This window comes from uncultured Allobosea sp. (genome assembly GCF_945957345.1).
Lineage (GTDB): Bacteria > Pseudomonadota > Alphaproteobacteria > Rhizobiales > Beijerinckiaceae > Allobosea.
Genome location: NZ_CAMFKW010000014.1, coordinates 71,091 through 84,550 on the forward strand (window position 1 = coordinate 71,091; position 13,460 = coordinate 84,550).

The following is a 13,460-nucleotide window of genomic DNA, read 5'->3' on the forward strand; positions in this document are numbered from 1 at the left end:
CGAGGCTTTCGATGCAGATGCAGTGGCAGGCGATTGTCGATTTTGACGGCACGATCTCCCTGGCGGATACGACCGACCGGATTCTCGCGCGTTTCGCCGAGCCCGGCTGGGAGGCGATCGAGGAGGACTGGGTTGCGGGCCGGATCGGCTCGCGCGAATGCATGGAGCGCCAGATCGCGCTGCTCCATGTCTCGCCCGACGTGCTCGACACCTTCGTCGAAAGCTTCGAGATCGACTGGGGCTTCGTCGCCTTCGTCCGCACCTGCATGCGCCACGGCGTTCCGGTCACGGTGGTCTCGGACGGTCTCGACCGCACGATCCGCACCCTGCTGCGTCGCGCCGGCCTGACCGAGCTTCCAGTCATCGCCAACCATATCGAGCCGATCGGCGGGGATCGCTGGCGCCTGACCTCGCCGCATGCGGCCCGCGACGGAAGCTGCGCCAGCGGCACCTGTAAATGCGGTGTGGCGCGCAGCCTCGGCCGGCCTGCGACCATCCTGGTCGGCGATGGCCGCTCGGATTTCTGCATCGCGGAGCGGGCTGATCTCGTCTTCGCCAAGAACGGCCTGGTCGCGCATTGCGTCCAGGCAGGCGTGGAGCACCACGCCTTTTCCCAGCTCGCCGATGCGGCGCGTCTCCTGGAAGAGATGCTGACGGGCGTCGTCCCGGCCGTGGCGAGCCACCACCTCAAGGACAAGATCGATGGATGACGGCGTTCTTCAGCAGGACCGCTTGGCGGCTGCTGCCTCGGTGAACCTCGCCGGCCTTGCGGCCGAGGAGGCGCGCCTGCTCGCGCTCGAGGCCGAGTACTGCTCGCATGGCGACACGGTCCACTACACGCAGTTCCCGAAGATCTTCTCGGGCTGCGAGGGCTCCTTCATGCTCGACGCGGCGGGCAACCGCTTCCTCGACCTGCAGATGTGGTATTCGGCGGTCAATTTCGGCTACGCCAACCCGCGCCTCAACAACGCCCTGAAGCGCCAGATCGATACGCTGCCGCAGGTCGCCAGCCAGTATCTCCATCGCGAGAAGATCGAGCTCGCGGCGATGATCGCCAAGGATGCCCAGCGCAAGTTCGGCACCAAGGGCCGCGTCCATTTCAATGTCGGCGGCGCGCAGGCGGTCGAGGATTCGCTGAAGCTCGTGCGCAACGCCAAGGGCGGCAAGAGCCTGATGTTCGCCTTCGAGGGCGGCTATCACGGGCGCACGCTCGGCGCCTCCGCGATCACCTCCTCCTATCGCTATCGCCGCCGCTTCGGCCATTTCGGCGAGCGCGCCCATTTCATCCCGTTCCCCTACCACTTCCGCGGGCCGAAGGGCATGAGCAAGGAGGAGTACGGTGAGCATTGCGTGCAGCAATTCGCCCGGCTCTTCGAGAGCGAATATAACGGTGTCTGGGATCCCAAGGTCGGCGAGGCCGAATACGCCGCCTTCTATGTCGAGCCCTTGCAGGGCACGGGCGGCTACGTCATCCCGCCGCCGAACTTCTTCACCGGCCTGAAGAAGGTCCTCGACGACCATGGCATCCTGCTGGTCGTCGACGAGATCCAGATGGGCTTCTACCGGACGGGCAAGCTCTGGTCGATCGAGCATTTCGGCGTGCAGCCGGACGTGATCGTCTTCGGCAAGGCCGTCACCAACGGCCTGAACCCGCTCTCCGGCGTCTGGGCCAAGGAAGAGCTGATCAACCCGACCGTCTTCCCGCCGGGCTCCACCCACTCGACCTTCAACGCCAACCCGCTCGGCACTGCCGTCGCGCTGGAAGCGATGAAGATGATGGAGGAGGAAGACTACGAGACCATGGTCATGGCCAAGGGCAAGCATTTCCTTGCCGGCCTCCAGGAGCTCAAGCGCCGCCACAAGATCGTCGGCGAGGTCGATGGCCTCGGCATGGCGCTGCGCATCGAGATCTGCGAGCCGCATGACAGCTACACGCCGTCGAAGCGCCTCGTCGACCTGATGTGCGACGAGGGCATGAAGGCCGATCTCGAGATCGCCGGCAAGCGTTACGGGCTCGTGCTCGACATCGGCGGCTACTACAAGAACGTCATCACCCTCGCGCCGGCTCTGACCATGAGCTACGCCGAGATCGACCTGGCGATCGCGCTGCTCGACCAGCTCTTCGCCCGCGTCGCGACAGCCTGAACCAGGCCGAGGCGACGTTGCGATTGCGGGTCATCGATCTCGACGGCAGCCTGGCGGCGCAGGAGCCGCTTCGTCAACGTATCGATGCGGGCACCGCGAACCGCATCGATGCCGCCGATCTCGCCAAGCGACTGCGCATCGTCGCCAGCCGGTCGGCGCTGCAGGATCTGGCCACCCGGCTGCAATCCGCGGCCGGCGGCAAGACCACGGTGACCTTCTACGGGTCGGGTGATTTCCATCACCTGACCGCGGGTCTCGTGGCGGCGCTGGACGAGCCCCTGACCATCGTGCATTTCGACAACCATCCCGACTGGGTGCGCTTCCCGGCGACGGTCAATTGCGGCGCCTGGGTCAACCGGGCGCTGGAATTGCCGCATGTCCGCAAGGTCGTGACCATCGGCCCCTGCAGCGACGATCTGGTCCGGCCCGAACTGCAATTCGCCAATCTCGACGCGGTTCGTGACGGGCGCATCGTGCTCTATCCTTGGCGGCACCCGCCCTCACGCGTCTGGGGGCGTTACGGCCGCACGCGCTGCTACCGGCAGGAGGGCGGCCATCTCCACTGGCGCAATCTGGCGGATGAAAGCTGGACGGACTTCCTCGACGAGCTCGTCGAGGCGATCCCGACCCGCGCCGTCTGGCTGACCATCGACAAGGATGTGCTCGGCCGCACCGATGCCCTGACCAACTGGGACCAGGGCAGCCTGCCGCTGGACCATCTGATCGCAGCCATCGAGCGCCTTGCCGGCGAGCGCCGGATCGCGGGCGTCGATGTCTGCGGCGACTGGTCGGAGCCGCGCTTCGCCGACCCCTTCCGGGCGACGCTCGCCTATTTCGACCATCCGCCGCGATTGCGCCCTTCGGCCAAAGACCTTGCCGTCAACGCGCGGGTGAATGCTAAACTCATCGACTGCTTCGCGCAGGTGCTGTCATGACACTGACCATCGTGCTCTGGTTCATCCTCTCGATCGTCTGCGACGTGGTCGGCCAGCTTTGCCTGAAACTTGGCGCCGACAAGCTGCCTGATGGCGGCAATTGGCGTGAGATGGCCACTGCGCTCGGACGCTCGGGCTGGGCGCTCGCCGGCATCGCGACTTATGTCGCCGAATTCTTCATCTGGCTGCGCATCCTCGCCGAGGTGCCGCTCTCGATCGCTTTCCCGATCGCCAGCCTGAACTTCCTTGCCATCACCTTCGCCAGCGCCGTCTTCCTTGGAGAGCGTGTCGGCTCGCGGCAATGGCTTGGTGCCTGCTTCATTACGTGCGGCGTGGTCATCGTCGCGGGAACAGTCTGATGGAACAAGACGTGACGACGCCTGATTTCAGCCTGCGCTATCCTGGCGGCCGCACCGGCTTCCTGCTGATCCACGGCCTTGGCGGCACGCCGGTCGAGATGCGGGTGGTGGCGCGCGCGCTCCATCGCGCCGGCCATACCGTGCACTGCCCCCAGCTCGCCGGGCATTGCGCCGGTGAGGCCGAATTGCTGGCGACCGGCTGGCGCGACTGGGCCCGGAGCGTCTTCGACGAGCTCGACCGCATGCGCGCCATCTGCGACCGCGTCATCGTCGGCGGACTCTCGATGGGTGCGGTGATGGCGATGCATGTCGCCGCGGCGCGCCCCGAAGGTGTCGATGGCCTCGCGCTTTACGCGCCGACGCTCTGGTACGACGGCTGGTCGATCCCGCGTTATTCGTTCCTGCTCAAGTGGCTGATCAAGACGCCATTTGCCCGTCGCTACAGCTTCGTCGAGCGCGAGCCTTATGGCGTCAAGGACCTGCGAGCCCGCTCGGTGATCACGGCCGCGATCACGCGCGGCAACAGCGCCGAGGCCGGCCTGCTCGGCACGCCTTCGGGCGCGCTCCAGCAGATGTGGGCGCTGATCGCGCAGACGCGGCGCGAGATGCCGACGATCCGCTGCCCGGCCCTGCTTCTTCACGCGCGCGAGGACGATATCGCGAGCCTGTCCAACGCCTTCTACATCCAGCGCCATCTGGGTGGGCTCGTCGACGCGGTCATCCTGGACGACAGCTACCATCTCGTGACGATCGACCAGCAGCGGGACATCGTCATCGAGCGTTCGCTCGCCCTGGCGGCGCGGCTGGAGGCGGCTGCCGCTCACGAGAAGGCGGTCGAGCTGCGCGTCGTTGCTGCGGAATGAGCCCGTTTTCGGCCCGGATCGTGGCCAGCGTGGCGGATATCGATGCCGCTGCCTGGGATGCTTGCCTGCCGGGAGAGGCTGAGTGCCATGCCTATTACGTCGCCTGTGAAACGGCGGCTGCGGCCTCCGGCATCGGTTTGCGCATGGCCGCGATCGTTGTGGAAGCGGAAGGCGAGATCGTGGCCGTCGCCCCGTTCTTCCGCCTGAACTACCGGCTCGACACGCCGCTGCAAGGCCGGATGCGCCGCCTGGGCGATGCGCTGTTCCGCCATCTGCCGGGGCTCGTCACCCTGAAGGCGCTCTGCGTCGGCTCGCCCTATGCCGAGCGCTGCCATCTCGGCTTCGCGGCAAGGCTCGACGCGGCGGGCCGCGCCGCTGCCTTCGCTTGCGTGGCCGATGCGCTCCAGCGCCAGGTCACGCTCGAACGCGCTCATCTCTCGGTCTGGAAGGACCTGGCGCCGGTCGAGGATCGCGAGGCCGGTTTCCTGCCCGAACTGGGCTTCGCCCAGATCACGAGCCTGCCTGTCGCCGTGCTCGATCTGCCTTATGCGGATGAGGCTGCTTATCTGGCCTCGCTCTCGGCTCCGACCCGCAAGGATATCAGGCGCAAGCTCGCCAAGGCCGACAACGTTCGAATCGAGTTCCGAAGCGATATCAGCACTTTGGCTGATCAAATCGATTCTCTTTATGAAGAGACGCGTGCGCAGAGCGGCCTGGATTATGGCGACCTGGAACTTCTGCCGCCGGGCTATTTCGCTGCGATCTCCCGCGCGCTCGGGGAGCGGGCCGTCTTCGCGCTCTACTGGGTTGGCCAGGAACTCGCGGCCTTCAACCTGCTGCTGGTCGAGGCCGATCGCGTGATCGATAAGTTCCTGGGGATGCGCTATCCGCTGGCGCGCGAGCATAATCTCTATGTGGTCAGCTGGATGGCGAATATTCGCTTCTGCCTCGACCGGGGTATCAAGCTGTTCCAGAGTGGCCAAACGGCCTATGCATCGAAGCTTCGCTTCGGCAGCCGCCTCGTCCCGTCGACGATCTATGTCCGCCATCGAGCCGCGCCGCTGCAATGGGTGCTGCGTCGCCTGAGCCCCTGGCTTGGCTTCGACCGTTTCGATCACGATCTGGTCCGGCATGTTGAAAGGAAGGCCGCATGAGTGCCCTCGCGCCGTCCGAGGCGCCCGCCCGCTGGCGCCAGATTCTGATCTGGCTCGCCTTCATCGGGCTGGATACCGGGACCCAGATCGCCTTCAAATGGGGCGCTGATGGGCTCGGCGACATGGATTTCGGCCTTGAGATGCTGGCGCGCTCGGTGACGCTCCCCGGCGTCTGGTTCGCCGTGATCGGCTATCTCGGAACCTTCCTGGTCTGGATGGCGATCCTGCGCGACATGCCGCTGAGCCGAGCCTTCCCGATGACCGGCCTCGTCTATATCACGGTGCCGCTTTTCGCCTGGGGCGCCTTCGGTGAACATATCAGCCTGTTGCGCGCTGGCGGCATTGCCCTGATCATCTTCGGCGTCATCCTGCTCGGTTCGGAGGATGGACATGAAGTGGCGTAGCTTGCGGAGCTTGGTTTTGGCGGGGGCGCTAGCGGCAGCGATCCCCGCCCATGCCGATCCGATGACGCAGGTGGTCGGTCGCTGGCGCGATTCCGACGGCGAGTCGGAAATCGCTATCGCCCGTTGTGGGGCAGCGCTGTGCGGCAAGATCGTCTGGCTGAAGGAGCCGCGCATCGATCGGTTCAATCCGAAGGAAGAGCTGCGCACCCGTTCGCTCATGGGAATGCAGGTGCTCAGCGGCTTTGCCCCGGATGCGAATGGAATCTTGACCGGCAACGGCTATAATCCCGCGGACGGGAAGACGTATCGGACCACGCTGGAGCTGTCGGCGCCGGATGCGCTGGTGGTCCGCGGCTGCGTGCTCGGCGGCCTGATCTGTGACGACGACACCTGGACGCGGCAGCCGTGAGGCGCCGCTGCAGCCTCATGGGGGCGCGCGGATGACGTCGCTGAGGCTCCGGCTGGTTATCGGCTTCATGCTGGTCAGCGTGCCGGCGATGCTGGCCTCTGCCTTCATCGCGGCGAAGCTGATCTCGGACACGTTCGAGGACAATGTCGGGCATTGGCTGCGGGAAACCTCGCGCTTCTTCGCGCTCGAGGTCTCCGAAGCCGCGCAAGAGGCGCAGCGCGTTGCCGGCGTGATCGGGCATCGGCTCGAGCACAGCGCCGACGATGCCAGGATGCAGCGTACCGTCGAGCGCGAGTTCGCGGTGCTGAACTCGGTCGGCTACGATCTCATCGCGATCTACCGGCCCGGCGGCGAATTGATCTTTTCCTCGCGCCGCTTTTCGTCGATCGGCTCCCTGCCCGAGAAGACGGGGCTCGGGCTGTTCAAGATCTCGGCCGACAACAAGCGCTGGATCATGGCGGGTGCGGTGCAATCCGTGCAGATCAACGGCCAGCCGGCCAATCTCCTGGTCGGTTCCTGGCTCGACGACAGCTATCTCGGCGGCATCAAGGTCGTGACCTCGCTCGATGTGCGCCTGTTCTCCGATTTCGACGGAGAGCTGGAGCCGGTGGTGCAGACGCATCCCGACCACCCGGTCACGGTGCCCAGCGAAATCCGGGCGCGGCTCGATGCGGGCGAGGATGAGATCTTCGACCCGGATGCCGGCTCGGGCGCCTACCGGGCCGTCTATGCCGGGTTTCGCGGCATCGATGGCAAGCTCGCCGCGATCAGCTTCATCGGCATGCGCAGCGAGGCAGGCTTCTTCGAGCAGCTCGGCCGCGAGCGCCTGTTCCTGGGCATCTTCCTGATCGGCTGTTTCATCGCGGCGCTCGTCGGCAGCCTGATGTCCGACGTGCTGGTGCGCCCGCTGCGCGCCCTGACGCGTGGCGTCAGGGCGATTGCCGCAGGCGATTTCGGTCAGCGCGTCGGCGTCGGCGGCGGGCGCGAGATCGCCGAGCTTGCCAATGGCTTCAACGGCATGGCGGAGCAGCTGGGCAAGCTGCACGAACTGGAGATGGAGCTGCGGCGCAGCGACCGGCTCTCGGCGCTGGGGCAGGCAGCGATGGTCATCGCGCATGAGGTCCGCAACCCGCTCGGTATCATCAAGACCTCGACCGAAGTGGTGCGCAACCGCGCCAAGCTCGGCGATACCGAGGCGAAGATGCTAGGCTACGTCATCGACGAGGTCCGCCGCATCGAGACGCTGATGCGTGAGTTTCTCGACTTCGCCCAGCCGCGCCCCCTGGTCCAGAGCCGCTTTCCATTGCGCAACGTCATCGACAGGGTCGCGGCCATCGCCGAGCCGGAGCTGGCGCGGCGCAATATCGTCCTGCGCGTCGAGGATGGAAGCGGTGGCGCCGCGATTCTGGGCGATGCCGACCAGCTCCATCAGGCCTGCCTCAATTTGGTCCTGAACGCGATGGATGCCATGCCCGCAGGTGGCACGATCTTCGCGAATCTGACTGCCGACGCGAAGAACGTATCGCTGGCGATCAGCGACGAAGGCCCGGGCGTGCCGAAGGCGATCCGCACGGAGATCTTCAATCCGTTCTTCACCACCAAGGTCAAGGGGACGGGCTTGGGGCTGGCGAAGGTGCAGGGCGTGGCGGTCGCGCATGGCGGAACGGCAAGCTGCGAAGGCGAGGAAGGGCAAGGCGCGGTCTTCGTCCTCTCGCTGCCGCGCGCCGGGATGGGAGGGACCCCATGAGCCATTCCATCCTGGTGGTCGACGACGAGGAGCGGCTGGGTGACGTGCTGGCCGCTGCGCTGGAGGATCTCGGCTACAGCGCGACCGCGGTGACGAGCGCGAAGGCCGCGCTGCTGGCGCTGGAGCAGTCGCGCTTCGATCTCGTGCTGACCGATCTGCGCATGCCGGTGATGGACGGGCGTGGGCTGTTGCGTGAGGCACGCAGCCGCTGGCCCGACATGCCGGTCATCATCCTGACGGCCTTCGCCGCGGTGCGCGACGCGGTGGAACTCGTCAAGGAAGGCGCGTTCGACTATATCGCCAAGCCCTTCGAGATTGAGGATGTCGCAGCGACGATCCGGCGGGCGCTGCGCCTGGCTGATGTGGTGCGCGACAACGAGCGCCTGCGCACCGAGCTGGAGGGACGCCATAGCTTCGATACGCTCGTCGGCAACAGTGCTTCGTTCCGCCGTGTCATCGAGCAGGTCACCGAGGTCTGCGAGACCCGGGCGACGGTGATGCTCAACGGCGAGAGCGGCACCGGCAAGGAGCTCGTCGCGCGCGCGATCCATTTCAACAGCCCGCGGCGGACGCGGCCCTTTATCGCGGTCAATTGCGCCGCGATTCCCGAGACCTTGCTCGAGAGCGAACTGTTCGGGCACGTCAAGGGCGCCTTCACCGGAGCGGTCTCCAACCGTATTGGCCGTTTCGCGGCGGCCGATGGCGGCACGCTCTTCCTCGACGAGATCGGTGACATGCCGCTCGCCATCCAGGCAAAGCTTCTGCGCGTCGTGCAGGAGCGCAGCTTCGAGCCGGTGGGCGCCAATCGCAGCCAGGCCGTCGATGTCCGGCTTGTCGCCGCGACCCACAAGGATATCCGGCAGGCGGTCGAGCAGGGGAATTTCCGCGAGGACCTGTTCTATCGTCTGAACGTCTTCCCCATCCGCTTGCCGGCGCTGCGCGAGCGTTCCGAGGACATTCCGCTGCTGGCCGCGCATTTTCTCGCGGCGCTTTCCGAAGCCGTCGGAAAGCGCGTCTCGGGCTTCTCGCCCGCCGCGCTGGCCGCCATGGCGTCGCACGGCTGGCCGGGCAATATCCGCGAGTTGCATAATTGCATCGAACGCGCGCTGATCGTCGCCAAGACGGCCGTGATCGACGTTCAGGACTTGCCGAGGGACCTGTTCGAAGGGCAGCGTCGCGCCGGTCGCGATGGCCTGCCGCAGGATCTCGATGCCGAGCTCGAACGGATCGAACGCGAGTTCATCCTCGAAGCCCTGCGTCGCAGCGACGGGGTTCAGGTCAAGGCCGCGCGGATGTTGGGTATCGCGGAGCGGAGCCTCTGGCACCGCATCAAGAAACTCGATATCCGGTTGAATCGGACCGTCGCGGATTAAGGTCGCTGCAACAATCATGGCGCAAGCATCGATCATCAGGACATCGGGCGCCCGCCGGGCGCGTGAGGAGCGGGTGTTGCGTCATCGCTTTGGATGGGTCGGCGGGCTGGTCCTGCTTTCGATCACGACAGCCGCTGCCGAAGAGGCTACGCCGGCGCTGACGGACCCGACTCCGGCGAAGGGCTGGGTCATTTCGGTCGGCGGTTCGCTGCAGCTCGGTCCCAAATACGACGGGGCCAATGGGGCAGGTCCGTCCTTTATGCCCTCGGTCACCTGGCGCCGCGTCGGCGAGCCGGAGGGCTTCAGCGCGCCGGACGACAGCTTCGACTATGCGCTCTACGAGAGCGATCGTTTCAGTTTCGGCCTTGCCGCAAGCTGGCGGGCGGGGCGCTACTCGTCCTCGGAGCGCCGCCTTTTCGGCATGCGGGATATACCGTGGACGGTCGAGGGCGGCGTCTTCGCCGAATTCTGGCCGATCCTGGAGCGTCTGCGCACGCGTGTGGAGGTGCGTCAGGGTTTCCATGGCCACCACGGCATGGTTGCGGATTTCTCCGCGGATTGGGTTGAGAAGTTCGGCCGTTTCACGCTGTCCGGCGGGCCGAGGTTCACCCTCGGCAATGCGGCCTATATGCGTCGCAATTTCGGCGTAACTCCCAGGGAGTCCTTGGCAAACGGCTTCCTGGCGCCGTACCGGCCCTCCGCTGGCGCCAAGAGCGTCGGCGCAGCGGCGGCGGTGGAATATGCGTGGTCGGACGCTTGGTCGACCACCCTGTTTGCCCGCTATGATCGCCTGATCGATGAGGCAGCCCGTTCGCCGCTGGTGCAGACGGTCGGCCAGCGCGATCAGGTCACGGTCGGCGTGGGCGCGACCTATTCCTTCACGATCAATCCCTGAGAGGCAACGCCCCAGTCATTCCGGGTTCGCGCCCCAGGCGCGCCCCGGAATGACAGGGGCTGCTGGGGCAAGCGCCCGCGCAGATTCTAACGTCCTGCGCCGATGCCGCCGATGCAGGTGTATTTCACGTCGAGATAATCCTGCAGGCCGTATTTCGAGCCTTCCGAGCCCAATCCCGATTCCTTGACGCCGCCGAATGGCGCGACCTCGGTGGTGACCAGCCCCTCGTTCACGCCGACGATGCCGTATTGCAGCGCCTCCGAGACCCGGAAGGTGCGGCCGAGGTCGCGTGTGTAGAAATAGCAGGCGAGCCCGTACTCGGTGTCGTTGGCGAGGCGGATCGCCTCGTCCTCGGTCTCGAAGCGGAAGACTGGTGCGACCGGCCCGAAAATCTCCTCGCGCGCGAACTGCATGGCGCTGGTCGCGCCCGCGATCACGGTCGGCTCGTAGAAGCTCAGGCCCAGATCCGAACGCTTGCCGCCGGTCGCGACGGTGCCGCCCTTGGCCTTGGCGTCGGCGACCATCTCCTCGACCTTGGCAAGCGCCTTGTCGTCGATCAGCGGGCCCTGCGTCACGCCGGCCTCCAGCCCCGAGCCGAGCGTGAGCTTGCGGGTCGCGGCCGCGAGCTTCTCGACGAAGGCGTCGTAGATGCCGGCCTGCGCGTAGAAGCGGTTGGTGCAGACGCAGGTCTGGCCGGAGTTGCGGAATTTGGCGGCCATCGCGCCTTCGACCGCGCGGTCGAGATCGGCATCGTCGAAGACGATGAAGGGCGCATTGCCCCCGAGCTCCATCGAGACCTTCTTCACCGTCTCGGCCGCCTGCTTCAGCAGCACTTTCCCGACCGGGGTGGAGCCGGTGAAGGTGATCTTGCGCACCAGCGGATTGCCGGTGAGCTCGCCGCCGACCGCGCGGGCGTCACCCGTCACGACATTGACGACGCCGGCCGGAATGCCGGCCTTTTCGGCAAGGATGCCCCAGGCCAGGGCCGAATAGGGTGTCTGCGATGCAGGCTTCGCGACGACGGTGCAGCCGGCTGCCAGCGCCGGGCCGATCTTGCGGGCCAGCATCGAGGAGGGGAAGTTCCAGGGTGTGATCGCGCCGACCACGCCGAGCGGCTGCTTGGTCACGATGATGCGCCGGTCGGCCCAGGGCGAGGGGATGACGTCACCGTAGACGCGCCGGGCTTCCTCCGCGAACCAGAGCACATAGGCCGCGCTCATGCCGACCTCGCCCTTCGCCTCGGCCAGGGGCTTGCCCTGCTCGCGGGTCAGGAGCTCGGCCAGCGCATCCTGGTGCGTCATGATCTCGTCGGCGAGCCTGCGCAGCAGCACCGCGCGCTCCTGCGCGGTCTTGGCGGCCCAGGCCGGGAAGGCGGCATGCGCGGCCTCGATCGCGGCGCGCGTCTCTTCCACGCCGGCCGAGGGCACCGAGCCGATCGTCTGGCCGGTGGCCGGATCGGTCACGGGGATCGTCCCGCCCGACGCCTGGTCCAGCCAGCGCCCGCCGACGAAGATCGCGTCCCGCCTGAAATCGCTCCACTGAGACATGAGACAGCCTTTCATAAAAGCGGGCACCATGGCCGCGTGTCCTCGCAGATTGCGGGGCACGCATCGTCCGAGGCTCTTCTGACGAGACCTCATGTGCCCTTTCTAGTCGGCGGCCGGCGTCATGGGAACAAGCCGACGCCTCGGCTTGCGCAGGGATCCGCTGCCGTCGGGACATGACGGCAAGCTGTTCCGGACGGCGGCGCTCGGGCTATGGTCCTCGTCATGCGCCGCGATTGATTCCGAGGCGTGAGAAAGGTGCTCCGATGACCGATAGCCCCCGCCCGTCCGCTGCAGAGCGCCTCGACCAGGCACTCGCCCGGATCCGGGATCCCAGGCGCGAAGGCGGGAAGGTGTTCACAGTTCTCTATGAGGCGTCGGCGCGGCGCGAGGCGGCGGCGTCCGACGCGCGGATCGCTGCCGGAAAGCCGCTGGGGCCGCTGGACGGGCGCATCGTCTCGATCAAGGATCTGTTCGACGTGGCCGGCGAGACGACGCGTGCCGGTGCGGCCGTGCTGCGCCGCCAGCCGGCTGCCATGGCCGATGCCCCGATCGTGCAGCGCCTGCGCGCTGCCGGCGCCGTCATTGTCGGCAAGACGCAGATGACGGAATTCGCCTTCTCGGCGCTCGGCACCAACGCGCATGACCCTGTCGCCGGCAATCCGCATGACCGCAACCGCGTGCCCGGCGGTTCCTCCTCCGGCGCCGTGGTTTCGGTGGTGGACGGCATGGCCGAGATCGCGATCGGCAGCGATACCGGCGGCTCGATCCGCATCCCCTCGGCCCTGACCGGCGCGGTTGGCTTCAAGCCCACCTCCGGCCGCGTCCCGACGAGCGGCGCCTTCTCCCTCTCCAGCACACTCGACACGGTCGGCCCGATCGCCCTGAGCGTCGCCGATTGCGCGATGACCGACGCCGTCCTCGCCGGAGAGGCGCCGGAGCCGCTTTCACTGCGGCCGCAAGCCCGCTTCGTGGTCGCGCGGGGCCGCCTGTTCGATGCGATGGAGCCTGAAGTCGCCGAGGCTTTCGAGGCCGGGCTGGAGCGGCTGCGGCGTGCCGGTCTGAAGATCGAGGACGGCTCGCTCGACCCGAGCCTCGATGCGCTGGCCGCGCTCGATAAGATCGGTGGCTTTCCCTCGATCGAGCTGGGCGCGACCTTGCGCGATCTCGGCGTGGCCGGCCTCGACGAGGTCGATCCCAAGACGCGTGTGCGCATCGAGGCCGGTGCGGGCATCCTCGGCATCGATTATGTCCGCATGCAGCGCCGCCGCGCAGCGGCGGTCGCGGCCTTCGCAGCCTCGATGACCGAAGATACGGTCTATTTGCTGCCGACGACGCCGATCCGCGCGCCGCTTCTGTCCTCGGTCGCCGATGATGCCGGCTTCCACCACGCCAATGGCCTCGTGCTGCGCAATCCGCGCGTTGGCAACCTGTTGGATACGCCGTCGCTCTCGCTGCCTCTGCCGGTTCCGGCCGGCGCGCTCCCGGTTGGCATGATGCTGATCGGCCGGCGCGGCGCGGACCGCGCGCTGCTGGCGATCGCCGCGAGCGTAGAGGCGGCCCTCAACCGCTGACGAACGACGACGGAGGCCGGATATACCGGCCTCCTTTCCGCACTGGCTTGAGGTTCAG

Annotated in this window: 13 protein-coding genes; 12 read left to right on the top strand and 1 reads right to left on the bottom strand. The window is 66.8% G+C overall.

What is annotated here, in order from left to right:
• Positions 1 to 11 precede the first annotated feature (11 nt).
• Genes Q0Q36_RS09420 through Q0Q36_RS09470 form a run of 11 tightly spaced genes read left to right on the top strand, consistent with a single transcriptional unit; the run spans position 12 to position 10,284 of the window.
• A complete protein-coding gene (locus tag Q0Q36_RS09420) occupies positions 12 to 710 on the top strand; it encodes an MtnX-like HAD-IB family phosphatase (protein WP_293797633.1) in 699 nt (232 codons plus the stop codon).
• Positions 703 to 2,145 (top strand): aminotransferase class III-fold pyridoxal phosphate-dependent enzyme, encoded by a 1,443-nt coding sequence (locus Q0Q36_RS09425; protein WP_293797635.1) that lies wholly within the window; start codon positions 703 to 705, stop codon positions 2,143 to 2,145. The genes Q0Q36_RS09420 and Q0Q36_RS09425 overlap by 8 nt, the downstream gene beginning before the upstream one ends.
• A 17-nt stretch (positions 2,146 to 2,162) precedes the next feature.
• Complete coding sequence (locus tag Q0Q36_RS09430; RefSeq protein WP_293797637.1) at positions 2,163 to 3,080, top strand: arginase; 918 nt, start codon at positions 2,163 to 2,165, stop codon at positions 3,078 to 3,080.
• Entirely contained in the window at positions 3,077 to 3,439 is a 363-nt protein-coding gene (locus tag Q0Q36_RS09435; RefSeq protein WP_265059130.1) for an EamA family transporter, read from the top strand. The genes Q0Q36_RS09430 and Q0Q36_RS09435 overlap by 4 nt, the downstream gene beginning before the upstream one ends.
• Positions 3,439 to 4,302, top strand: coding sequence for an alpha/beta fold hydrolase (locus Q0Q36_RS09440; protein WP_293797640.1), 864 nt, complete (start codon positions 3,439 to 3,441; stop codon positions 4,300 to 4,302). The genes Q0Q36_RS09435 and Q0Q36_RS09440 overlap by 1 nt, the downstream gene beginning before the upstream one ends.
• Positions 4,299 to 5,456, top strand: coding sequence for a GNAT family N-acetyltransferase (locus tag Q0Q36_RS09445; RefSeq protein WP_293797642.1), 1,158 nt, complete (start codon positions 4,299 to 4,301; stop codon positions 5,454 to 5,456). The genes Q0Q36_RS09440 and Q0Q36_RS09445 overlap by 4 nt, the downstream gene beginning before the upstream one ends.
• Complete coding sequence (locus Q0Q36_RS09450) at positions 5,453 to 5,860, top strand: EamA family transporter (RefSeq protein ID WP_293797644.1); 408 nt, start codon at positions 5,453 to 5,455, stop codon at positions 5,858 to 5,860. Before Q0Q36_RS09445 ends, Q0Q36_RS09450 begins: the two co-directional genes overlap by 4 nt.
• The gene (locus tag Q0Q36_RS09455) at positions 5,847 to 6,269 is read left to right on the top strand and encodes a DUF2147 domain-containing protein (protein WP_293797645.1); all 423 of its coding nucleotides are present in this window, start codon (positions 5,847 to 5,849) and stop codon (positions 6,267 to 6,269) included. The genes Q0Q36_RS09450 and Q0Q36_RS09455 overlap by 14 nt, the downstream gene beginning before the upstream one ends.
• Positions 6,270 to 6,300: 31 nt before the next feature.
• A complete protein-coding gene (locus tag Q0Q36_RS09460; protein ID WP_265059135.1) occupies positions 6,301 to 8,016 on the top strand; it encodes an ATP-binding protein in 1,716 nt (571 codons plus the stop codon).
• Positions 8,013 to 9,389: a sigma-54 dependent transcriptional regulator gene (locus Q0Q36_RS09465; protein WP_293797647.1), complete on the top strand. Its 1,377-nt coding sequence runs from the start codon at positions 8,013 to 8,015 to the stop codon at positions 9,387 to 9,389. Before Q0Q36_RS09460 ends, Q0Q36_RS09465 begins: the two co-directional genes overlap by 4 nt.
• Before the next feature lie 16 nt (positions 9,390 to 9,405).
• Entirely contained in the window at positions 9,406 to 10,284 is an 879-nt protein-coding gene (locus Q0Q36_RS09470; RefSeq protein WP_293797649.1) for a MipA/OmpV family protein, read from the top strand.
• Positions 10,285 to 10,370: 86 nt separating this feature from the next.
• On the opposite strand, the gene Q0Q36_RS09475 is transcribed toward Q0Q36_RS09470, so the two are convergent.
• Positions 10,371 to 11,831, bottom strand: a complete 1,461-nt coding sequence (locus Q0Q36_RS09475; RefSeq protein WP_293797651.1) for an NAD-dependent succinate-semialdehyde dehydrogenase — start codon at positions 11,829 to 11,831, stop codon at positions 10,371 to 10,373.
• Positions 11,832 to 12,094: 263 nt separating this feature from the next.
• On the opposite strand from Q0Q36_RS09475, the gene Q0Q36_RS09480 reads away from it, so the two are divergent.
• A complete protein-coding gene (locus tag Q0Q36_RS09480; RefSeq protein ID WP_293797653.1) occupies positions 12,095 to 13,402 on the top strand; it encodes an amidase family protein in 1,308 nt (435 codons plus the stop codon).
• Positions 13,403 to 13,460: the final 58 nt, after the last annotated feature.